This window comes from Flaviaestuariibacter flavus (genome assembly GCF_004337505.1).
GTDB lineage: Bacteria > Bacteroidota > Bacteroidia > Chitinophagales > Chitinophagaceae > Flavisolibacter > Flavisolibacter flavus.
Window position 1 is genome coordinate 737,728 of record NZ_SJZI01000042.1, and the last position, 22,241, is coordinate 759,968.

Sequence of the window (22,241 nt, forward strand, 5' to 3'; positions counted from 1 at the left end):
TAAAATAAAAGTACGGGTTAACCGGGCAGTAACAAATCGGGTTTAAGCAGGTGCTAACAAATTGATGCCACGTTTACCGGGGGCGGCCCCCTATTTTTGTGACCCGGGTGTGTTGCGCCCCTCCCCAACGTGAAAAAGGTATTTCCCGCCATATTGGTGCTCATCACGCTGTCGCTGGCCAGCCTCTTCTATATGCAATATGCCTGGCTCGACAACGTGCAAAAGGTGCAGGAAGAGCAGATCCGCCACCAGGTGGCCGATGCCGCCACGCGCGTTGCCGACGAGCTCAGCGCCTTCAAAGGCAATGTGGCCTCGCCGGCCTCGGGTATCCGTCCCTTTTCCGGACTGGAGAGCCCGCTCGACATGCCGCACAACTTTTCCATCGCCCAGCGCTTTACGGCCCAGGAGATCTACGACAAGATCCGCCTCCAGTTTGTGGCCCAGAAGCTGGACAAGGTGCCGTTTGAATTCGGTATCGCGACCTATAACAACGGGTATTATTTCACCCGCCGCTCCAACAATTTCGAAGCCTGGTACGCCGATACGATCAATCACTACCAATATGTAACGCCGATCCGGACACCCTCCGGCTCGGAGGTGGAAAACCTTTCGGCCGACGAGGTGCTCTATCTTATCATCCCGCGCGTGGACGATATCGTGGGCAAGCAGCTCCGCTCGCGCATCGCGCTGGCCATCCTCTTTACCATCATCATCATCGCGGCCTTCGGACTTACGCTGATCACGATGCTGCGGCAGAAAAAGCTGGCGCAGATCAAGAACGACTTCATCAACAACATGACGCACGAGTTCAAGACGCCGATCGCCACCATCTCCCTGGCGGTGGATGCGCTCCGGAATGAAAAGGTGCAGACCGACGTAAAAAAGCTTTCTTACTTCAGCGATATCATCAAGGAAGAAAACCAGCGGATGAACCGCCAGGTGGAGACCATCCTGAAAGCGGCCCTGCTGGAGCGCCAGGAGATCGAGCTGAACCGCAAGGAGCTCGACGCGCACCAGATCATCGAGAACGTGGCCGACAACTTCATGCTCCGCCTGCACGAGAAGGGCGGCGACCTGGAGCTGCGCCTCAACGCGACCAATGCAAAAGTGTATGCCGACGAGGTGCACTTTTCCAACCTGGTGAACAACCTCATGGACAACGCGGTGAAGTATTCGAAAGACAATGTGCCGCCGCGGATCGGACTTGTTACCCATTCCGACGAGAAGCGCTTTTACCTGCGCATTGAAGACAACGGCATCGGGATGAACCGCGAGACCGTCAAGCGCATCTTCGAGAAATTCTACCGCGCCCACACGGGCAATATCCACAACGTAAAGGGCTTCGGTCTCGGCCTGTCTTATGTGAAAGGCGTTGTAGAAGCCCACAACGGGCACATACGCGCCGAGAGCACCCTGGGCAAGGGTTCGACGTTTATTATCGACCTGCCTTTGTTCAGGGACCAGGATTCGTAAGTCGTGAATCGTCAATCGTGAATCGCTGGCGCCGGTTTACGAAGAAAGGCTGCCAAAGGCAGCCTTTCTTCGTCATTGCGAGCGAAGCGAAGCAAACTCCAGAGTTACGCAGGGTGTTCGCAGGCGTAAGATGGAAATCGAAGCACTTCCGGTCTACGGTCAGTCATCAGGTCGGGGAGTTTGCTTCGCTGCGCTCGCAATGACAGCTGTGCTGTCGTTTCGCCGGCACCCGCATTCACTTGTTGCGCCATAACAAGCTGCTATCTCCATAACTCAGGAAGCGATAGCCTTCATCGAGGGCATGCTGATAAATACGGCGCCAGTCTTCGCCGACAAATGCGGCTACCAATAAAACGAGTGTAGAGCGGGGCTGGTGGAAGTTCGTTACCAGCGCGTCGGCGGAGCGGAACCGGTAGCCGGGGCGGATGAGCAGGGCGGTGCGGCAGTTCAGCTCCTCGCCGTTCTCCTGCTCCAGCAGGCCGAGCAACACCTGCAGGCTTTCCGTATAACTACGGTCGCCGCTGAGCTCATAGGCTTCCCACTGACCCAGCTCGGGCTGCAATGTGCCGGCCGCGGCCGACTTGATCCCGATCCAGTAGAGGCTTTCGAGCGTGCGCAGGCTGGTGGTGCCAACGGCCACGATCTGTGTGGCGGCGATGAGCTTGCGCAGCGTGTCGCGGCTTACCGAGAAGTTCTCTGCGTGCATCTGGTGGCCGGCAATGCTTTCAGCCTTCACGGGTTTGAAGGTGCCGGCGCCCACGTTCAGCGTAACCGGCGCTCTTGTGATGCCTTTCTCTTCCAGTTCGGCAAAAACGCGGTCGGTGAAGTGCAGGGCGGCGGTAGGTGCGGCCACGGAGCCTTCGCGGCGGGCAAAGACGGTCTGGTAACGCTCCGCGTCGGCCGTTTGCGCCTCCCTTCTTATATAAGGTGGCAATGGGATGGCGCCGGCTGCATGAAGCACTTCGGCAAAGTGGTGGCCGCCGCCCCAGTGAAGCTCCACGATAAAGTCGTCGGGCTGGCGGGAGATAAAACGGGCTTCGAGACGCACCTCGCCGTCGCCTATGCGTAGCAGCTTTTCCAGCACCTGGCCGGGCTTCCACTTGGAGGCGCCGCCGATGAGGCAATGCCACTGCACGGGGCCGGTGCTTTCGAGGGCGCGGCTCATGTCAGCGGGCACGTGCGGTTCCAGGCAAAAGAGCTCGATGACGCCGCCCGTCGGTTTCTGAAAGAAGATCCGGGCCTCGATTACGCGGGTGTCGTTGAGCACCAGGGTGGCACCCGGGGGGAGTAAGTGGGGGAGTTGGCGGAAGGCGCTGTTCTGGATCTTCCCACTTTTATACACCAGCAGGCGCGAATCGTCCCGTTCGGGCAGGGGAAAGGCCGCAATCCGGTCATCGGGGAGGGGATAGTCGAAGCCCTCCATCAGCAAATCATCCATGTTGTACACGATTATTCGAGGTTATCCACATTTTGCAAGGGTTATTCACATCGAATCCACCTAACGCATGCGTATAAGCGCATATATGTGACGTGGAACGCAGTGAAACGGACGCTTTTTCGGGCAGCCTGCCTGTGGAAAAATTAACGGCGTCCACCTTACCCTCCTAAAGTGGTAAAAAGTGTTATTTTGTGTCAACTTATCCCAAAAATGACGTCTATCAGCTTTCTCGGCGAATTCGAATCGACCCTTGATGCCAAGGGACGTTTCCTGTTGCCGGCTGGCTTCAAGCGCCAGCTGCCGGAAGGCGAAGCTACACGATTTGTCATTAACCGGGGTTTCGAGAAGTGCCTGACCCTGTACCCGTTACAGAGCTGGCAGCCGCTCTACGAGCAGATCGCAACGCTCAACGATTTCGATCCGGCCGTGCGTGCTTTCCGCCGCACCTTCCTCAATGGTGCCATCGAGGTGGAGCCCGATACCGCGGGCCGCATCCTGGTGCCGAAGAACCTGGCCGAATACGCCGGGCTCGGAAAGGACATCGTGCTGGCTGCCGCGGTGAACAAAATCGAGATCTGGGATAAGGCTGAATACCAGAAGTTCTTTGATACCTACTCCGCCAACGAGTTCAGCGCCCTCGCCGCACAGGTGATGGCGCCCAAAGCGGGAGGGATGAATGGGTAAGAAGCGTCAGGGCCCCACCCCTGGCTCCTCCCCGAAAGGGGAGGGGAATGTGCTCCCTTCCTCCATTGGGGAAGGGCAGGGGATGGAGTCTGTTCCCAACGCCGGCTACCACATCCCGGTGCTCCTCAACGAGGTGCTGGAGGCGCTGGCCATTAAGGAAGACGGCATTTATGTCGACTGCACCTTCGGTGGTGGCGGGCACAGCAGCCACATCCTGAAGGCCCTTGGCCCGAAGGGGCGCCTGTTGGTGTTCGACCAGGACGCCGATGCTGCCCGCAATGTGCCGGAAGATGCGCGCGTCACGTTTGTGCCGCACAACTTTCGCCACTTGAAGCGCTTTCTGCAGCTGCACGGCGTTCCGCAGGTGGATGGCATCCTTGCCGACCTGGGCGTATCGTCGCACCAGTTCGACGAGGGCAGCCGCGGCTTCTCCACCCGCTTTGAAGGTGCGCTCGATATGCGCATGGATCAGCGGAGCGGAAAGACGGCGGCTGACGTGCTGCAGACCTACAGCGAAAGCGCACTGCACAAGCTGCTGGAGCAATACGGCGAGGTGACCAACGCCCGCACGCTCGCCCGCACCATTGTAGAAGTACGGAAGACCGTGAAGTTCGACACCACCCTGGCCTTCCGCAACGCGGTATCGTCGGTGGTGAAGGGCAACCCGAACAAGTATTTCGCCCAGGTATTCCAGGCGCTGCGCATCGAGGTGAACGACGAGCTGGGTGCGCTGAAGGAGCTGCTGGAGCAGGTTCCCGCAGTGCTGAAGGACGGCGGCCGCGCGGCCATTATCACCTTCCACTCGCTCGAAGACCGGCTGGTGAAAGTGTTCTTCCGCAACGGCACGTTTGAAGCCGAAGAAGATCATCCTTTCGAGTCGCGTGTCCGGAAAAGTCCGCTGAAACTGGTGAACAAAAAGCCGATCGAAGCAGGACAGGAGGAGCTGAAGCGCAACCCCAGATCGAGAAGCGCCAAGCTGAGAGTTGCAGAGAAAATTTAGAAAGAGAGGACGAGAGAACAAGAGAAAAAGAGAGCGGGATAGCAATGAACGGGATAGCAAAGAACAGGTTACCAAATAACTAATAGACCAATAGACGACTTAACCTTGGAACAGGCAACAAATAAAAAGGAAATCGGAATCCGCTTCCGCTGGAAGCGGCTACTGAACTACGGGAGCGTGGTGAAGCAGATGCCGTTCTTCCTGTTCCTGGCGGGGCTGGCCGTGATCTATATCTATAATGGTCACCTGGCCGACAAGCTGAGCCGGGATATCGCGAAGACAGAGAAAGAGCTCAAAGAGCTCGAATATGAATATAAAACTGTGAAGGGGCAGGTGCTCTTTCAAAGCAAGCAAAGTGAACTGGTAAAGGCAGTAGCGCCGCTCGGTCTCCAGGAGATGAGCGTGCCGCCGCTGATTCTAGCTGATTCAACCGGCAACAAGAACTAAACGAAAACAAGCAAGCGGGCGTGGAGATCAAGAAAGACATACTGTGGCGGGTTTACCTGAGTTTCATCGGCATTGTGCTGCTGAGCCTCGTGGTGCTGGGCCGCGCCGTCTACATCCAGCGCTTCGAAGGCCCGCACTGGCGCGCCCTGGCCGACTCCCTGCACCAGAAATACGTGGAGCTCGACGCCGAGCGCGGTACCATTTACAGCGAGGACGGGCAGATGCTCTCGACCTCGATTCCTTATTTCGACGTGTATATCGACTTCGGTGCCGAAGGGCTCCGCGAGAAGAACGGCAAGCGCTTCAAGGCCAACCTCGATTCCTTTGCCATCGCCTGCACCAACTTCTTCCGCGACAGCACCGGCACCCCGGAGAAAACGATCAACGAATACAAGAAAGAATTGAAGGGTGCTTACAACCAGGGCAACCGCTACTACCTGTTGCGCAAGAACCTTTCCTTCGACCAGTACAAGACCTTCCGCACCTTTCCGCTCGTGCGCCTGGGCCGCAATAAGAGCGGTGTGATCGTGAAAACGAACACGCGCCGCCTTAATCCTTTCGGGCTGCTGGCGCGCCGCACCATCGGTCTTTCGCGCGCCAACGCACAGAATGTAGGCCTGGAGCGTACCTACGACTCGCTGCTGAAAGGCAGCACCGGCAAGCAACTCATGCGTTTTATCGCCGGCGGTGCCTACGTGCCGGTGGAGGGCTACGAGATCGACCCCGAGAACGGAAAGGATGTCATCACCACCATCGACGTCAACATCCAGGATATCGCGGAGAACGCCCTTATGCGCACCCTCACCGAGAGCGGCGCACAGCACGGCACCTGCATCGTGATGGAAACGAAGACCGGCAAGATCAAGGCGATTGCCAACCTGGGCCGCCGCCCCGACGGCCGGTACGATGAAGACCTGAACTATGCACTTCATACCACCGAGCCGGGCTCGACCATCAAGCTGGCCACCTTGCTGTCGGTGCTGGAGTCGGGCAGCAGCCGGCCCAACGACCGGGTGGACGTCGGTACTTCGGGCTCCCAGTTCGTTGGCGTACGCGTCATCAACGACGCCGAGCGCCAGCCTGCGCCGGTGCTGACGGTAACCGAGGCATTTGCACACTCTTCCAACGTGGGCATGGCCAAGCTCGCACTCAAGGCTTTTGGCGACAATCCCGACAAATTCAAGAATTACCTGCATCGTTTTCGTCTCGATAAAAAAGCCGGTATCGGTCTGGTCGGCGAAGAAGCGCCCCTGTTGCCCAAGTGGCGCAAGAACAAAGAAGGTCTGCACGCGATGCTCACCATGAGCTTCGGATATGCCATCGAGGTGAGCCCGCTGCAAACTCTCATGTTGTATAATGCCGTTGCCAACGGCGGCAAGCTGATGCGCCCTTACCTGGTAAGCGCCATCCGCCAGAACGGGGCCGACGTGAAAACGATCGAGCCAGAAGTGCTGGACCCGCAAATTGTAAAGCCGGAAGTCATCGCCGCGGCGCGCAATGCCATGGAGCAGGTGTGTACAATCGGTACAGCGAAAGATGTATTTAAAGATTCTCCCTTCCCCGTTGGTGGCAAAACCGGTACGGCCCACGTTGCAGAAGGTCCGCGCGGCTACGGAGAGGGCGTTTACCAGGCTTCTTTTGCCGGCTATTTCCCAGCCGATGCGCCCGAATATACCTGCATCGTGGTGGTGAAGACCCAGGCACATGCGGTGAAGCACTTTGGCGGACAGCTGGCGGCGCCCGTGTTTAAAGAAGTTGCCGGTAAGCTTTATGCGATGAACGTGCAGGGCCGCCGTGGTACGAAGATGCTGCTGCCCGCCGACAGCGCCCGTTACAACTACGCCGGCTATGCGCCCGGTATGAAAGAAGTGCTTGCGGCTGTTGGGCTGCGGGTGCGCGACTCGGCGAAGCTCGACGACTGGGCCCGCCTCGACGCATCTTACAACGGCATGACTGCAAAGCCGGTGACCGTTGCCCAGAGACAAATTCCCGACGTGCGCAACATGACGATGCGCGACGCTTTATACGTGCTCGAGAACCTGAATGTGAAAGTGGCCGCACGCGGCCGCGGCAAAGTGGTGTTGCAGGATCTCGCACCCGGAACACCCATTACCCGTAACCAAACGATCAACCTCCTGCTCAACTAATGATGCTCCTCACCGACATATTATATAAGGTGCCGCTCCGCGCGGTCAACGGTAACCGGGAAGCCTCGGTCGCCTCGGTGCAGATCGACTCGCGCAAGGTGACGCCGGGTGCGCTCTTTATCGCGGTGAAAGGCACTGCCTCCGACGGGCATGCCTACATTCCCAAGGCACTGGAGCTGGGCGCCACCGTGATCGTTTGCGAAAAGATGCCGGGTGAGCAGCGGGAGGGGGTTACTTATGTACAGGTTGCGGATTCAGCCGAAGCGGCCGGTATCATCGCGCACAATTTCTACGGCCAGCCTTCTTCAAAAATGAAGCTGGTGGGCGTTACCGGCACCAACGGAAAGACCACCATTGCAACCCTTCTTTACAAATTGTTCACCGGTCTCGGTTACACCTGCGGCCTGGTGAGTACCGTGGAAAATGTGATCGCCGGCAACGTGATCCCGTCGACGCATACTACACCCGATGCGGTGAGCCTCAACGAGCTCCTGGCGCAAATGGTGAAGGCTGGCTGCAGCCACGTATTTATGGAAGTGAGCTCGCATGCCGTGCACCAGCGCCGCATCGCGGGGCTCCATTTCGCGGGCGCCGTCTTCAGTAATATCACCCACGACCACCTCGACTACCACAAGACCTTTGACGAATACATCAAGGCCAAGAAGGCCTTCTTCGACGGTCTCAGTGCCGATGCCTTTGCCATCACCAATGCCGACGACAAGCGCGGGGCGGTGATGCTGCAGAACACGGCGGCAAAGAAGCTGAGCTACAGCCTGAAAACGGTTGCCGACTTCAAGGGCAAGATCCTGGAGAACGCGCTTACCGGGCTGGTGATGACCATTAATGAAAATGAAGTGCACTTCCGCCTCATCGGCGAGTTCAACGCCTATAACCTGCTGGCGGTTTACGGCGCGGCGGTAAGCCTGGGCGAGGAAAAGCAGGAGGTGCTGCAGGTGCTGAGCAGCCTTACGGGTGCCGAAGGCCGCTTCGATTATATCGTATCGGCTAAAGGCCGCATACTCGGCATCGTGGACTACGCGCATACGCCCGATGCGCTGGTGAACGTACTCACCACCATCAAAAAGCTGCGCAAGGGCCACGAGCAGGTGATCACCGTGGTGGGCTGCGGTGGCGACCGCGACAAGACGAAACGCCCGGTGATGGGCGAGGTGGCCTGCACCCACAGCGACAAGGTGATCTTCACTTCCGACAACCCGCGAAGCGAAGACCCGTTGCAGATCCTCGCCGATATGGAGGAGGGGCTGAGCACGGCGGCACGCCGCAAGTTCGTGGCGATCCCCGACCGGAAGCAGGCCATCAAAACCGCGGTGAGCATGGCAGGTCCGGAAGACATTGTGCTCATTGCCGGTAAAGGACACGAAAAGTACCAGGAAATAAAAGGCGTAAAGCAACACTTCGACGACAAGGAAGTGCTGCAGGAAATGTTCGAGTTATTGGACAAGTAGGGTGAATGGTCAATGGTGAATGGTCAATATGCATTCGCCGGCACAGGAACCCGTAAGATGAATAAACGAAAACGAATGAGAACGGCTGGCGGTGAGCCTATTCACCATTGACCATTCACCAGTCACCAACCAGAAACAATGCTCTATCACCTCATACAATGGCTTGAGTCGAACGGGACACATATCCCGGGCAGCGGCGCGTTTGCCGGTATCACCACGCGGGTGCTGCTGGCCGTGCTGTTGTCGCTGTTGATCTCAACGGTCTACGGCAAGCGCCTTATCCGCTACCTGCAAAAAAAGCAGATCGGTGAGAGTGTGCGCGAGCTCGGGCTTGCCGGCGAGAACCTGAAGAAGGGCACGCCAACGATGGGTGGCCTTATCATCATCCTGGCCATTCTTATCCCAACCCTGCTCCTGGCGAATCTCACCAAGGTGTACTTGCGCCTGATGATCTTCAGCACGATCTGGCTGGGCGTTATCGGCTTTATCGACGACTACCTGAAGCTGCGCGCCAAGAAGCTGGCGCAGGCGCAGGGTGCAGCCTACAAGAAGAGCGACAAGGATGGCCTCGCCGGCTGGTTCAAGGTGTTTGGCCAGGTGGCCCTCGGCATCACCGTGGGTGCCACGCTTTGGTTCAACAGCAGCGTAAAGACCTGGCGCGAGTACGAGGGCGCCAACCCGCCCGCCGGCGCCCACGTGACGCAGATCAACGGTAAAACACGCACCTACGTGGATGCCAAGGAAGTGGTGACTACCATTCCTTTTGTTAAAGGACATGAATTCAATTACGGCCGCCTGCTCCCGCAAAGCCTGCGGCAGCATGCCTGGATCCTGTATATCCTGATCGTGATCGTGATCGTGACAGCGGTGTCGAACGGCGCCAACCTCACCGATGGCCTCGACGGTCTTGCGGCCGGCACTTCCGCCATCATCTCGGTGGCTCTGGGCATTTTCGCCTATGCATCCAGCTCGCTGCTGGTGGCCGATTACCTCAACATCATGTTCATCCCGAACCTGGGTGAGCTGGCCATCTTCATCGGCGCCATGATCGGAGCCTGCGTAGGCTTCCTGTGGTACAACTCCTTCCCGGCGCAGGTATTTATGGGCGATACCGGCTCGCTCACCCTGGGCGGACTCATCGCGGCCCTGGCCATCATCGTCCACAAGGAGCTGCTCATCCCGATATTCTGCGGCGTGTTCCTCGTGGAGAACCTGAGCGTGATGCTGCAGGTGGGCTATTTCAAATACACGAAAAAGAAATACGGTGAAGGCCGGCGGATCTTCCTCATGAGCCCGCTGCACCATCACTATCAAAAGAAAGGATACCACGAAGTCAAGATCGTTACGCGCTTCTGGATCGTCACGCTGCTTTGCGTGGTGCTCTCGATCGTAACCCTGAAGCTTCGCTAAAGAGAACCGATTGAAAAACCTCCGTACTGTGAACAGACCGGATGGAAAACACCAATTTATATGTCTGATGTCCGATGTCGGATGTCGGATTTGAAAGAAAGAGAGAACAAGAGAACGAAGAGCCGGTTACCAATTAACCAATAGGCCATTTAACCAATTATATGAAGCGACTTGTCATACTGGGCGGCGGTGAAAGCGGGGTGGGGGCAGCATTGCTGGCCCGCCAGCGCGGCTACGACGTGTTCCTGTTTGACGAGGGCGCGCTGAAGCCGATCTATAAAAGTGAGCTTGAGGCAGCCGGTATTCCTTTCGCTGAGAGGACGACCGACGTGGAAGGTTTGGTGCTGACGGCTGACGAAGTGGTGAAGAGCCCGGGTATCCCGGAGAAGAACGAGCTGGTGAAGCGGATCCGCGCGAAGGGTATTCCCGTGATCTCCGAGATCGAGCTGGCCTACCGCTACAAAGGCGACAGCAAGATCATCGCCATCACGGGCTCCAACGGAAAGAGCACCACGACTGCCCTGATCTACCATATCTGCAAAGTGGGCGGCCTCGACTGCGCGCTGGTGGGTAATATCGGATACTCCTTTGCGAAGCAGGTGGCGGAAGATCCGAAGCCGCTGTACGTGGCGGAGATCTCCAGCTTCCAGCTTGATGATATCCAGGCGTTCCGTGCCGATGTGGCCCTGTTGCTCAACATCACCGAGGATCACCTGGATCGCTACGACTACAAGTTCGAGAACTACGCCCGCAGCAAGTTCCGCATCGCGATGAACAGCACGGCCGGCGACTACTTTATTTATAACGCCGACGACGAGGTGATCGTGTCCGGCCTTAATCATATTTCAAACAGCGTAAAAAAAATTCCCATGAGCATGAAGCGAAAAGAAGAGCCGGGTGCCTACATCCAGGATAACGAGCTGAACGTGAACGTACCGGGCGCCGAGCAGCAGCAGATGAGCATTTACGACTTCGCCCTGAAAGGGAAACACAATCAATTCAACACTATGGCAGCATGCGTGGCGGGTGCGACGATGGAGATCCGCAAGAGCAAGATCCGCGAGGCGGTGCAGACCTTCCAGAGCCTCGAGCACCGCATGGAGCCCGTGGCAACGGTGCGGGGCGTGGAGTTTATCAACGACTCCAAGGCTACCAACGTCAACTCCACCTGGTATGCCCTGGAAAGCATGACCAAGCCCACGGTGCTTATCCTGGGCGGTGTGGATAAAGGCAACGACTACGGCCTCATCGAGGAGCTGGTTACCGAAAAGGTGAAAGCCATCGTGTGCATGGGTACGGACAATAGCAAGATCCGCGCTGCGTTTGAAGGAAAGGTGCCGGTAGTGGAAACGGCTTCAGCCGAAGCCGCCGTGCAGGCCGCCTACGAGCTATCCGTTCCCGGCGACGCGGTGCTGCTGAGCCCCGCCTGCGCTTCCTTCGATCTTTTCAAAAACTACGAAGACCGCGGACTGCAGTTCAAGCAAGCCGTTAAGAACCTGTAATGCCCCAAGCTGCCGACATATCGTTTGCCGAGCTCGCCAAGAATGCGAACGTGCTCCGGAAGACCCGCGGCGACAAGGTCATCTGGGCCCTCGTGGGCCTGCTGGTGCTTGTGTCGCTGCTAGTGGTGTACAGTGCCACCGGATCGCTCGCTTACAAGAACTATAAAGGCAACACCGAAGTATACCTGTTCAAGCAGGTGGTGTTCATCGGCCTTGGGTTCTGCGTGATCTACTTCGCCCACCGCGTGAATTATACGCTGTATTCGCGCGTGGCCAAGGTGCTTTTCCTCCTGTCGATCCCCCTGCTGCTCTATACGCTCTTCTTCGGGGTGAGCCTCAACGAGGGGAGCCGCTGGATCCGCCTGCCCATCATCAATATGACGATGCAGACCTCCGACCTGGCGCGTCTGGCCCTGTTCATGTATCTCGCACGCACGCTGAGCCGGAAACAACAAAACATCAAAGATTTTAAAAAAGGCTTCCTGCCCGTGATCATGCCGGTGGCCGTTACCTGCGCGCTTATTGCACCGGCCAACCTGTCGACCGCTTTGCTGCTGGGTGCTTCCTGCATGATGCTGCTTTTCATCGGCCGGGTTTCGGCAAAGCACCTGGCGCTTGTAGTGGGTGTGGCTGCCATCCCGGTAATGGTCCTCATCTCCGCCGCCGTTATCAAGCATAAGTCGGGCGGAGACGAAGACGAAGCCATCCAGCCGAAGAAAGAGAAAGGCTCGCGCCTCACCGCGCGGGTAGACACCTGGGTCAGCCGCGTGGAGAACTTCATGTATGGCGGCAAGGAAGCACTCAGCGATAACTCCTACCAGAGCGACCAGGCCAAGATCGCCATCGCCAAGGGCGGCATGCTCGGCCTCGGCCCCGGCAACAGCGAGCAGCGCAACTTCCTGCCGCAGGCCTACAACGACTTTATCTATTCCATCATCATCGAAGAGTACGGGCTCTTTGGCGGTGCCTTTATCATATTCCTGTACCTGGCGCTGCTGTACCGCTGCATCCGCCTGTACAAGCGCTGCCCTTATGCCTTTGGCGCCTTCCTGGCCCTTGGGCTTTCGTTTACGCTGGTGCTGCAGGCTATGGCCAATATGGCGGTGAACGTGAACCTGTTTCCCGTAACGGGTGTAACGCTGCCGCTCGTTTCGATGGGCGGCTCGAGCTTTCTCTTTACCTGTCTCGCCATCGGTATCATCCTGAGCGTGGCGCGCAACGTGGAGCAGAGCGAAGGCAAGGAGCGTCTCAAAGAGGAACGTGCGCGCCAGGCAGAAGCCGAGGGCGATGAAGAAGGGGAAGTAATTGAAGAAGAGGAGGGCGTGACGGTATGAGCAAGCGGATCATCATAGCAGGCGGCGGCACGGGCGGGCACATCTTTCCGGCCCTGGCCATCGCCGGCGCGCTGAAGCAGCTGGACCCTACGGTAGAAATACTGTTTGTGGGCGCCCGCGGCAAAATGGAGATGGAAAAAGTTCCGCAGGCCGGCTATCCCATCAAGGGGCTGGACATTGCGGGCTTCAACCGGAGTTCTTTGATTAAAAATTTTGCGCTGCCCTTCAAGCTCATTAAGAGCTTCTTCCAGGTGCGCTCCATTATGAATGGCTTTGCCCCCGACGCCGTGATCGGCGTGGGCGGCTACTCGTCGTTCCCGGTGCTGCGCCTGGCACAGGCACGTGGCATCCCCACCTTCCTGCACGAGAGCAATTCCTTTGCGGGCAAGTCGAACATCCTGCTGGGCCGCAAGGCAACGGCGGTGTTCGTGGCGGCTACGGGGATGGAAAAGTTCTTCCCGGCCGAAAAGATCCGGGTGGTGGGTAATCCCATCCGCCCCGGCATCCTGAAGGCGGCGCAGTTGCCAAAGCGCGACGCGCTCCGCTTCTTCGGGCTGCAGGAAGGACGGTGCACCGTGCTTGCCGTGGGCGGCTCGCTCGGAGCCCGCTCCATCAACGAAGCGCTGGCCGGAAGGCTCGACGAGCTCGTGCGCGCCGGCATCCAGCTCATCTGGCAAACGGGCAAGGCCGACGCCCAGCGCTGGAAGCAGGCGGCCGACGGCAAGCCGGGCGTGTGGGTAGGGGAGTTCATCTCGCAGATGGAGCAGGCCTATGCCGCCGCGGATATCGTGGTGAGCCGCGCCGGCGCCATGGCGGTGGCCGAGCTCTGCGCGGTGGCCAAACCCACCGTGTTTGTGCCCTACCCCCATGCGGCCGAAGACCACCAGACGGCCAACGCGCAGCACCTAGTACACCAGAACGCGGCGCTGCTGGTTAAAGACAGTGAGGTGAAAGAGAAGATCGTTCCGGAGCTGCTGGCACTGGCCGGCGACGGGAACGGGCAGGAATTACTGAAGACGAACATCGGGAGGCTCGGGGTGACCGACGCCGACCGCACCATAGCACAGGCCATTTTAAAACAGATCGCGTAAGAACCACCATGATGAACGAACCCATCGACGTACCACCGGTACGGGCTGCGAAGTCCGTATACTTTATCGGCATCGGCGGCATCGGCATGAGCGCGCTCGCCCGCTACTTCAAGGGGCGCGGCGTACGCGTGAGCGGCTACGACAAGACCGAGAGCGACCTGACGCGCCAGCTGGTGAGCGAAGGGATCGCGGTGCACTACAGCGAGGACCTGTCGCTCATCGACAAGGAAGCCGAGATCGTGGTTTATACGCCGGCCGTTCCGAAGGAGCATGCCGAGCTGCTTTGGTACCAGCAACACAACTTCCCCGTGCTCAAGCGCAGCGACGTGCTGGGCAGCATCACCGCGGAGGCCTTCAATATCTGCGTAGCCGGCACGCACGGCAAGACCACTACCTCCACGATGGTGGCCCACATCCTGCGCAACACCGGGCACGGCACCAATGCCTTCCTGGGCGGCATTTCCGTCAACTACAACACCAACTTCTGGGCTTCCTTCAACGACGTATACGTAGTGGAGGCCGACGAATACGACCGCTCTTTCTGGAAGCTGAGTCCCGACGTAGCCATCATCACCTCGATGGATCCCGACCACCTCGACATTTACGGGGATGCGAAAACGATGGAAGACGCCTTCGTCACCTTCGGCAACAAGATCAAGCCGGGAGGCCTGCTGATCTACAAGTTCGGGCTCAAGCGTGCCAAAGAGATCCGGGCCGACCGCACCTGGAGCTACAGCCTGCAGAACGAGGCCGCCGACGTGTACGGCGCCAACATCCGCATCGAGAACGGCGGCTACACCTTCGACGTGCACCTGCCGGATACGACCTTATATAATGTGCGCCTCAATATCGGCGGGATGCACAACGTGGAGAACGCCATCGCCGCCATCGCCGCGGTTCATTCGCTCGACGAGCCCGGCGACCGCATCAGCAATGCCGTGGCTTCCTTCAAGGGCGTTCGCCGTCGCTTCGAATATATTATCCCGCCGGCAGCGCAGGAGCCGGGTGCCTATGTGCAGCCCGTTCTCATCGACGACTATGCGCATCATCCCGAAGAGCTGAAGGCCTTGCTGAAGAGCGCGCGCAGCCTCTTCCCGGGCCGTATTATCACGGTCATTTTTCAGCCGCACCTTTTTAGTCGAACAAAAGACCTGTTTCACGGATTTGCTTCTAGTTTGTCTGTGGCCGATCGCATACTTTTGCTGCCCATTTATCCGGCCCGCGAGCTTCCCATCGAAGGCGTCAGCAGTGCGCTGATCCTGAATGAGATCGACAGGGAAGACAAGCAGCTGCTGAGCAAGGAGGAGTTGATGATGTGGGCGGAAAACCATTCCAAAGAATTGAACAAGGAGTTCGGCGAAGTCATTATCACCGCGGGAGCGGGCGATATCGACCTGCTTGTGTCCCGGCTGAAAGAAATTTTTGAAAAAGCGTGATGAATAAAAAGCGCATCATACGGAAAGTGCTCACCGCCTGTTTCTGGATCCTGTCCGGAGCGGGACTGGTGACCCTGCTGGTGGCGGCCAACCGCCGCGACGCGGGGCATGTTGTCCGTGAGGTACGCATCAACATTCACGGTGACGGCGAGCAGTTCTTTATCGACAAGAGCGATATCCTGCTGCAACTTACCGTTGCCGCCAAGACCGCGCTGGTGGGCCGTCCGCTCGACGGCATCGACCTGGCCCGCCTGGAGCGTGCGCTCGAGCGGGGTGTATGGATCCGCGACGCCGAGCTCTGGATCGACAGCCGCGACGTGCTGCATGTGCAGGTGACCGAGCGTGAGCCCGTGGCCCGCATCTTCACCACCGCCGGCGCTTCTTTCTATATCGACTCGTCGGGCCAGCGCATGCCGCTGCTCGAGAAGGAGAGTGCACGCGTGCTGGTGGTGAGCAACTATCCCGGCTCGGCGCATTTCAACCACCAGGACAGCCTGCATGCTGCCGACGTAAAACTTTTTGCCAACCGCATTGCCGGCGATGCTTTCTGGAAAGAACAGATTGCCCAGCTGGACATTACACCGTCCGGTGTATACGAAGCCGTGCCGGTGGTGGGCAACCACGTGATCCGCTTCGGCGATGCCGAAGACCTCGATGCGAAGCTGGCCCGCCTCTTCACCTTTTATAAGAAGGTGCTGGCCAAGACCGGCTTCGACCGCTATGCCGTGGTGGACGTACAATACGACGGGCAAGTCGTGGGTGTACGCCGCGGCCCGGTATCGGCCATTGACTCGCTGCAACTGCAGCGCAACATCGCCGACCTGCTGGCACGCTCGCAGGCGCAGCTGCTGCATGACAGCCTGATGGCCGTAGAGCAGCTGTCGGCTTCTGCCGACACCCAGCATGTGCGCCGCTCGCTGCCGCTCGATTCCATCGCCAACGTCATTGAGCCGCTGATGCCTTCGGCGGCGCCGGTGACGCTGCCGAAGCCCGACACCGCCCGGCGCGCTGCGCGTTCCGCAATTGCGGCACCGGTAGTACGCACCCCGGCTCCTGCAAAGCCCAGGGTGACTGCAATGGTGCCGAAGCCAAAGCCCAAAGCCGTAGCGCCGAAGCCAAAACCGCAGCAAGCGCAGCCGGCTCCGCCAAAGCCAAAGCCGAAGCCCAAAAGAGCGACGCGGAACGAGTATTAAGCAACACGTAAAAGAACAACCGATAACACCCTTAACCCAAAAACGATAAAGACGCACCCGGTGCGTCACCCAAAAACAACAACTAAAAACAACGATAACATGAACAACGAGCAACCAATCATCGTGGGGCTGGACATCGGCACTACCAAGATCGCGGTCATTGCCGGACGTAAGAACGAGTTCGGCAAGCTGGAGATCCTGGGCTTTGGCCGCTCCAACTCCAATGGTGTAAAGCACGGGCAGGTGCTGAACATCGACGAGACGATCAAGGCGATCCGCCAGGCACTCGAAAACTGTTACGCTTCCAACCCCAACCTGGAAGTGAATGAAGTTTACGTAGGCATTGCGGGTCACCACATCAAGAGCCTCCAGACGCGCGGCGACATCGTTCGGCACGACACCGACGATGAGATCTCGCAGAAGGAAATCGACCAGCTCATCTCGGACCAGTACAAAACCTATATCCCGGCCGGCGACCAGATCATCGACGTGATCCCGCAGGAGTTCACCGTGGATAATTTCCAGAACATTCCCGACCCGATCGGCTACAGCGGGGTGAAAGTGGGCGCCAACTTCCACATCATCACCGGCGACAAGAATGCCATCCGCAACATCAACCGCTCGGTGGAAAAGAGTGGTCTCATCACCAAGGACCTCGTGCTCCAGCCCCTCGCTTCTTCGGCCGCCGTTATGGCGCAGGAAGACATGGAGGCCGGCGTTGCGATCGTGGATATCGGCGGCGGTACCACCGACCTGGCCGTGTTCTACGAAGGCATCCTCAAGCACACCGCGGTGATCCCCTTCGCCGGTGAGAACATCACCAACGACATCAAGACCGGTCTCGGCGTACTGAAGACGCAGGCCGAGCAGATGAAGGTGCAGTTTGGCTCGGCGCTCGCCAACGAGGCCAAGACGAATGCCTATATCACGATCCCCGGCCTCCGCGGCATGCCGTCGAAAGAGATCTCGGTGAAGAACCTGGCCAATATCATCCAGGCCCGCATGAGCGAGATCCTCGACTTCGTGACCTACCACCTGAAGCAGGTAGGACTGGACAACAAGACGCTCAACGGCGGTATCATCCTCACCGGTGGCGGCTCGCAGCTGAAGCACCTGATCCAGCTGACGGAATATGTAACGGGCCTGAATGCACGCATCGGCCTGCCGACGGAGCACCTCTCTGCAGGACACATCGAGGAGCTGGCCAAGCCCACCTACTCGACCTGCCTGGGACTCATCCTGAAAGGCTACGACGACTACGAGCACAACCGCAAGCAGTTTGAGCACAGCTACCGCCGCGTGGAAGTGCCGCAGAACCTGCGCCAGGAAGAAGAGCCCGTTGCCGTGAGCACCGAGGAAGAAGCGCCGCTTGCTTCGCCGGTACGCCGCCGCAACATGCCCAATTTCTGGGATAAGTTCCGCAACAGCCTGATCGACATCTTCAAGGAAGAGGAAGATCACCAGTTTTAATCCCGGCTTCGGCTTCGCTCAGCCTGACAATGCTGTCATCCTGAGCGGAGCGCAGCGGAGTCGAAGGATGACGCATCTCGTCTCTCGTCCACCATTAAATTCTCTACCCGCGCAAGCGGACTCAAAATATTCAAGCAATGATCCACTTTGATCTGCCCAAGGAGAAATCCTCCATCATAAAAGTCATCGGCATCGGTGGCGGCGGCTCCAATGCCGTTAATCACATGTTCAGCCAGAACATCGAAGGTGTGAACTTCATCATCGCCAACACCGACGCGCAGTCCATCGCCACGAGCCCCGTGCCCAACAAGGTGCAGCTCGGGCCGCACCTGACGCAGGGCCTCGGCGCCGGCGCCAACCCCGAGATCGGCCGCCAGGCAACCGAGGAAAGCCTCGAAGAGCTCAAAGCCACTCTTGAAGTAAATACCAAGATGGCCTTCGTTACCGCCGGCATGGGCGGTGGCACCGGCACCGGTGGCGCACCCATCATCGCCAAGGTGTGCAAAGACCTCGGCATCCTCACCGTGGGCATCGTTACCACGCCCTTCGCCTACGAAGGCCGTAAGCGCCAGATCCAGGCCGAGGAGGGCATCAAGAACCTGAAAAACTACGTAGACACGCTGCTCGTTATTTCCAACGACAAGCTGCGTCACCAGTTTGGTAACCTCAAGATGCGCGAAGCCTTTGCAAAGGCCGACAACGTGCTGGCTACCGCTGCCAAGTGCATCACCGACGTGATCAACAGCACCGGCCAGATCAACGTCGACTTTGCCGATGTGTGCACCGTGATGCGCAATGGCGGTGTGGCCATCCTGGGTAACGCTGCCTGCGACGGCGAAGGCCGCGCGCAGCGCGCCATCGAGGAAGCCCTCAACTCGCCGCTGCTCAACGACAACGATATCCGTGGCGCCAAGTGGATCCTCATCAACATCAACTCCTCGGAAGGTGAGCACGAGTTCACGATGGACGAAGTGGATATCATCCAGAACTACCTGCTGTCGCAGGCCGGCGAGCACACCGATGTGATCCTCGGTCTTGGTTACGACAACACCCTCGGCGCCAAGCTGGGCATTACCCTCATTGCCACCGGCTTTGAGCACAAGGATCCCTTTACGGCACGTACGACGACGGCGCAGGCCACGCCTGTTGAAGCTCCGCGTGAAGAGAAAATCGTGATGACGCTCGGTGAGCAGCCTGCCGCGCCGAAGGCCGAAGCACCGGCGCCCGTAGTGGCCATGGATCCGCTCGCACCGCAGCTGGTGGATGAAAATTTTACACCGGAGCCGGCTGTGTTTGCGCAACCCGAGCTCGTGTTTTTTGAAGCCGACGTACCCGCGGTGGAAGACACCGATGCGCCCCTCGTGCTGCAGCTGAAGCTGAAAGACGAGGAGGCGGAGCGTGAGCGCGAGCGCCTCGAGCTTGAAGCACAAAAAAAGCAGCTCGACGACAAGTTTGAGCAGCTTCGCCAGAATATTATCGGCGCCGCGGGAAGCCAGCCCGCCGCCACAAACGGAATCCCGTCGTCTGCAGCGGCGGGAGGTTATCTGGCCAGACCGTCCAATATCTACGCAGAATCCAAGCCGGATGTTTCTACACCGACTTCTGCAGGAAAGCCCGTTCCGGGACCTGCTGCATCGAACGAAGAAGAGGAAACCTTCCAGATGCATTTGGTGATCCGTAACGATCAAAAAGCGGCGGATGAGGCCGTATCGCAACAAGCTCACATGCCAAACAAACCGGTAGATGACCCTGCAGTGCAGGACGCGGCCGGCGAAGAAAAACGCAGGGCTGCCGAAAGGTTACAGAAATTACGTAATCTGTCTTTTAACCTGCATTCGGCGGATCCCAACAACGAGTTTGAATCGGTACCGGCCTACATCCGACGCAATATGGAGCTCCAGAACAACCAGAGCACCGTGGAGAATTTCTACAGCAATTACACCGTGCAGCCCGATGGCAACAACGGCGCGCACATTTCAACGATCAATACCTTCTTGGACGGCAAAAAGCCGGACTAAGCGACGTGCCCCGGCCTTGCCCGGCCGGGCCGCCGTTCGAAAACAAGCCACTGATTGGGCTCCTGTTTTTAGTTGTTAACCCCGCTGTTTCTGCAGCGGGGTTTTTTTGTGCATCCGGCGCGGGAAGGAGCGCTCCGTTTTTATGTGCTAGTTTTGCCAGCCAATCTTATTACGATGATGAAGTTCCTGTCGGGTACGCTGACGCTGCTCCTTTGCTTGTTTACGGCTACCGCTTTCAGCCAGAAAGGCAACAGCGCCTATGTTCAGTCGATCAACGATTACGTGCGCAATTATATAACCACGCATGAAGTGGTGAAGGGCGCCGACCGGAAGCACCTGCACTTTTTCGCGCCCGACAGCGCCTACCGTGTAGTAGCCACTTTTGAGCCGATCGATGACAAGGCCGGCTTCAAAATGCCTACCTCGCAGCAAACCTTTCAGCCGTACTTCCGTTATGGAAAAATCCGTTTTACCATCAACGGGGTGCCCTGTGAGCTGACGGTATACCAGTCGAAGAGCCTGATGAAAAATGAACAATACAAGAGTTACCTGTTCATTCCTTTTACAGATCGCACCACCGGCGACGAGACCTATGACGGAGGCCGCTACATCGATGTGTCGATCCCGGATATCACGAACAACCGCATCGAGATCGATTTCAACAAAGCCTACAACCCCTATTGCTGCTACAGCGAAGGCTACAGCTGCCCGATACCGCCCAAAGAGAATGCGCTGGCTGTTGCCATCAGGGCCGGGGAGATGAAATACACGAAACCCGTGCACTGAGAAATGCTTCCGGCTTTTCACTTGCTGATCCGTTGCCTGGCAGCGGATTTTTTATGTGTACGCGCTAGTTTTGCCGCATGGGCAACAGCGGGTATATCGAAGACGAAATATATCGCCAGGTCGATTTTGCGGAGCGGGGATTCCGGAAGGCTACCTACGAGGGCTGCCGCTTCGAAGGCTGTAACCTCGAGCGCGCCGACCTTTCCGGCGCCCGTTTTTCCGACTGCGTGTTTGTGAATTGCAATATCAGCAACGCTTCGCTGCGAAAGACCGCTTTCCAGGATGTGGAGTTCACGGGCTGTAAGCTGCTGGGGCTGCACTTCAATGAGTGCGAGGCAATGCTGTTCGAGGCCTCCTTCCGCGCGTGTGTGCTCGACTATTGCTTGTTCACCGGGATGCGCCTGAAAAAGCAGGCATTTTGGAATTGCAGCCTCCGCGAGGCTGATCTCTCCCGTGCCGATCTTGCCGGCGCCCGCTTCGACGGGAGTGTGCTGAGCGGCACCCGCTTTGAAGGAGCCAACCTGGAAAAGGCCGACTTCCGCAGTGCCCTGGATTTCAGCATCGATCCGGCCAGCGTAAAGCTGAAGGGTGCGCTTTTTTCGCAGGCCGGCCTCGAAGGACTGCTGCGGCACCTCGGCATCCGGATCGAAGCATAGGCGACAAAAAATTTTTCTCCGTGTGCAACGGTCCGGGCTACGCGCTTGTCAGTAGCCCAAACCGAATACTATGCGCCTTCTGAAAATCACCGTTGCTTTCCTCATACTGGTGTTTTATTCCTGCTCAAAGAATCAACATGCCGGAAGTACCCTGGAAAAGACAGCCGCCTTGTCTGTGGACTTTGACAGCCTGTCGGTAAAAACCGTGCAGGAGCAGATCAAAGGACGCTGGCGGCTTCGCCGCATCACCGGTGGCTTTGGCGGTCCGCAGGTGACCCATCCTGTGACGCACAATCCTTACATCATCCTTTCCGAAGATCACCTGGTCATGGGTAACGACTCGCTGGGCGTGTTTGTGGATGCGCCCATCACCTGGGCGCCCGCAACGCAATTCGGCAGTGGTTATGTGCTGAGTACCCCCAACGACGCAGTGCAGCTGGTGCCGTCGGGCATCCGCAACGATACGCTTTACCTGTTGCAATATGCGGCGGATGGGGTGACGTATCATTATACCCGGTGACCTCACCCCGGCCCAGACCTCACCCCCGGCCCCTCTCCCGGGGGTGAGGGGTGACTCTGTTGGACATTCATTACGGTTTGAACTCTTACTTTGTTTGAACATCAAAAAAAGAGCGGATGCTGAAGGCATCCGCTCTTTACTTTATTAGCATCAAACAAGAGACTGTTTGA

Annotated in this window: 18 protein-coding genes; 17 read left to right on the forward strand and 1 reads right to left on the reverse strand. The window is 58.1% G+C overall.

Annotated features, from left to right (window positions below):
• The first annotated feature begins 129 nt into the window (after positions 1 to 129).
• Entirely contained in the window at positions 130 to 1,473 is a 1,344-nt protein-coding gene (locus tag EPD60_RS11025) for a sensor histidine kinase (protein ID WP_131449501.1), read from the forward strand.
• A 235-nt stretch (positions 1,474 to 1,708) separates the two neighbouring features.
• Here EPD60_RS11025 and EPD60_RS11030 read toward each other — a convergent pair whose 3' ends face one another.
• Positions 1,709 to 2,911: an S-adenosylmethionine:tRNA ribosyltransferase-isomerase gene (locus EPD60_RS11030; protein WP_131449502.1), complete on the reverse strand. Its 1,203-nt coding sequence runs from the start codon at positions 2,909 to 2,911 to the stop codon at positions 1,709 to 1,711.
• A gap of 210 nt (positions 2,912 to 3,121) precedes the next feature.
• Between EPD60_RS11030 and mraZ the strand changes: the two genes are divergently transcribed.
• From mraZ to EPD60_RS11110, 16 genes are all read left to right on the forward strand, one after another.
• Entirely contained in the window at positions 3,122 to 3,595 is a 474-nt protein-coding gene (mraZ, locus tag EPD60_RS11035; RefSeq protein ID WP_131449503.1) for a division/cell wall cluster transcriptional repressor MraZ, read from the forward strand.
• Positions 3,588 to 4,595 carry a 16S rRNA (cytosine(1402)-N(4))-methyltransferase RsmH gene (gene rsmH / locus EPD60_RS11040; protein WP_243647813.1) on the forward strand — a complete coding sequence of 336 codons (1,008 nt, stop codon included), beginning with the start codon at positions 3,588 to 3,590 and terminating at the stop codon, positions 4,593 to 4,595. Before mraZ ends, rsmH begins: the two co-directional genes overlap by 8 nt.
• A 105-nt stretch (positions 4,596 to 4,700) precedes the next feature.
• Entirely contained in the window at positions 4,701 to 5,042 is a 342-nt protein-coding gene (locus tag EPD60_RS11045; RefSeq protein ID WP_131449504.1) for an FtsL-like putative cell division protein, read from the forward strand.
• A gap of 20 nt (positions 5,043 to 5,062) precedes the next feature.
• Positions 5,063 to 7,189, forward strand: a complete 2,127-nt coding sequence (locus EPD60_RS11050; protein ID WP_131449505.1) for a penicillin-binding protein — start codon at positions 5,063 to 5,065, stop codon at positions 7,187 to 7,189.
• A complete protein-coding gene (locus EPD60_RS11055; protein ID WP_207896614.1) occupies positions 7,189 to 8,655 on the forward strand; it encodes a UDP-N-acetylmuramoyl-L-alanyl-D-glutamate--2,6-diaminopimelate ligase in 1,467 nt (488 codons plus the stop codon). The genes EPD60_RS11050 and EPD60_RS11055 overlap by 1 nt, the downstream gene beginning before the upstream one ends.
• A gap of 138 nt (positions 8,656 to 8,793) precedes the next feature.
• Complete coding sequence (gene mraY, locus EPD60_RS11060; RefSeq protein ID WP_131449506.1) at positions 8,794 to 10,065, forward strand: phospho-N-acetylmuramoyl-pentapeptide-transferase; 1,272 nt, start codon at positions 8,794 to 8,796, stop codon at positions 10,063 to 10,065.
• Between the two features lie 161 nt (positions 10,066 to 10,226).
• Positions 10,227 to 11,567: a UDP-N-acetylmuramoyl-L-alanine--D-glutamate ligase gene (murD, locus tag EPD60_RS11065; protein ID WP_131449507.1), complete on the forward strand. Its 1,341-nt coding sequence runs from the start codon at positions 10,227 to 10,229 to the stop codon at positions 11,565 to 11,567.
• On the forward strand, positions 11,567 to 12,901 hold the full coding sequence (locus tag EPD60_RS11070) for an FtsW/RodA/SpoVE family cell cycle protein (protein ID WP_131449508.1): 1,335 nt from the start codon (positions 11,567 to 11,569) through the stop codon (positions 12,899 to 12,901). Before murD ends, EPD60_RS11070 begins: the two co-directional genes overlap by 1 nt.
• Positions 12,898 to 13,992 carry an undecaprenyldiphospho-muramoylpentapeptide beta-N-acetylglucosaminyltransferase gene (gene murG, locus EPD60_RS11075; protein WP_131449509.1) on the forward strand — a complete coding sequence of 365 codons (1,095 nt, stop codon included), beginning with the start codon at positions 12,898 to 12,900 and terminating at the stop codon, positions 13,990 to 13,992. The genes EPD60_RS11070 and murG overlap by 4 nt, the downstream gene beginning before the upstream one ends.
• Before the next feature lie 8 nt (positions 13,993 to 14,000).
• Positions 14,001 to 15,428: a UDP-N-acetylmuramate--L-alanine ligase gene (murC, locus tag EPD60_RS11080; RefSeq protein ID WP_243647814.1), complete on the forward strand. Its 1,428-nt coding sequence runs from the start codon at positions 14,001 to 14,003 to the stop codon at positions 15,426 to 15,428.
• Positions 15,425 to 16,621: a cell division protein FtsQ/DivIB gene (locus EPD60_RS11085; RefSeq protein ID WP_131449510.1), complete on the forward strand. Its 1,197-nt coding sequence runs from the start codon at positions 15,425 to 15,427 to the stop codon at positions 16,619 to 16,621. Before murC ends, EPD60_RS11085 begins: the two co-directional genes overlap by 4 nt.
• Before the next feature lie 99 nt (positions 16,622 to 16,720).
• Positions 16,721 to 18,091: a cell division protein FtsA gene (gene ftsA / locus EPD60_RS11090; protein ID WP_131449511.1), complete on the forward strand. Its 1,371-nt coding sequence runs from the start codon at positions 16,721 to 16,723 to the stop codon at positions 18,089 to 18,091.
• A gap of 137 nt (positions 18,092 to 18,228) precedes the next feature.
• Complete coding sequence (gene ftsZ, locus EPD60_RS11095) at positions 18,229 to 20,109, forward strand: cell division protein FtsZ (RefSeq protein WP_131449512.1); 1,881 nt, start codon at positions 18,229 to 18,231, stop codon at positions 20,107 to 20,109.
• 174 nt (positions 20,110 to 20,283) lie between these two features.
• Positions 20,284 to 20,895, forward strand: a complete 612-nt coding sequence (locus tag EPD60_RS11100) for a DUF1684 domain-containing protein (protein WP_131449513.1) — start codon at positions 20,284 to 20,286, stop codon at positions 20,893 to 20,895.
• Positions 20,896 to 20,972: 77 nt separating this feature from the next.
• Positions 20,973 to 21,551 (forward strand): pentapeptide repeat-containing protein, encoded by a 579-nt coding sequence (locus EPD60_RS11105; protein ID WP_131449514.1) that lies wholly within the window; start codon positions 20,973 to 20,975, stop codon positions 21,549 to 21,551.
• Between the two features lie 70 nt (positions 21,552 to 21,621).
• Positions 21,622 to 22,071: a hypothetical protein gene (locus EPD60_RS11110; RefSeq protein WP_131449515.1), complete on the forward strand. Its 450-nt coding sequence runs from the start codon at positions 21,622 to 21,624 to the stop codon at positions 22,069 to 22,071.
• Positions 22,072 to 22,241: the final 170 nt, after the last annotated feature.

Coding starts and splice junctions, on each gene's coding strand:
- EPD60_RS11030 (WP_131449502.1), bottom strand. CDS start 2,911: ATGGATGATTTGCTGATGGAGGGCTTCGACTATCCCCTCCCCGATGAC.
- mraZ (WP_131449503.1), top strand. CDS start 3,122: ATGACGTCTATCAGCTTTCTCGGCGAATTCGAATCGACCCTTGATGCC.
- rsmH (WP_243647813.1), top strand. CDS start 3,588: ATGGGTAAGAAGCGTCAGGGCCCCACCCCTGGCTCCTCCCCGAAAGGG.
- EPD60_RS11055 (WP_207896614.1), top strand. CDS start 7,189: ATGATGCTCCTCACCGACATATTATATAAGGTGCCGCTCCGCGCGGTC.
- mraY (WP_131449506.1), top strand. CDS start 8,794: ATGCTCTATCACCTCATACAATGGCTTGAGTCGAACGGGACACATATC.
- murD (WP_131449507.1), top strand. CDS start 10,227: ATGAAGCGACTTGTCATACTGGGCGGCGGTGAAAGCGGGGTGGGGGCA.
- EPD60_RS11070 (WP_131449508.1), top strand. CDS start 11,567: ATGCCCCAAGCTGCCGACATATCGTTTGCCGAGCTCGCCAAGAATGCG.
- murG (WP_131449509.1), top strand. CDS start 12,898: ATGAGCAAGCGGATCATCATAGCAGGCGGCGGCACGGGCGGGCACATC.
- murC (WP_243647814.1), top strand. CDS start 14,001: ATGATGAACGAACCCATCGACGTACCACCGGTACGGGCTGCGAAGTCC.
- ftsA (WP_131449511.1), top strand. CDS start 16,721: ATGAACAACGAGCAACCAATCATCGTGGGGCTGGACATCGGCACTACC.
- ftsZ (WP_131449512.1), top strand. CDS start 18,229: ATGATCCACTTTGATCTGCCCAAGGAGAAATCCTCCATCATAAAAGTC.
- EPD60_RS11100 (WP_131449513.1), top strand. CDS start 20,284: ATGATGAAGTTCCTGTCGGGTACGCTGACGCTGCTCCTTTGCTTGTTT.
- EPD60_RS11105 (WP_131449514.1), top strand. CDS start 20,973: ATGGGCAACAGCGGGTATATCGAAGACGAAATATATCGCCAGGTCGAT.
- EPD60_RS11110 (WP_131449515.1), top strand. CDS start 21,622: ATGCGCCTTCTGAAAATCACCGTTGCTTTCCTCATACTGGTGTTTTAT.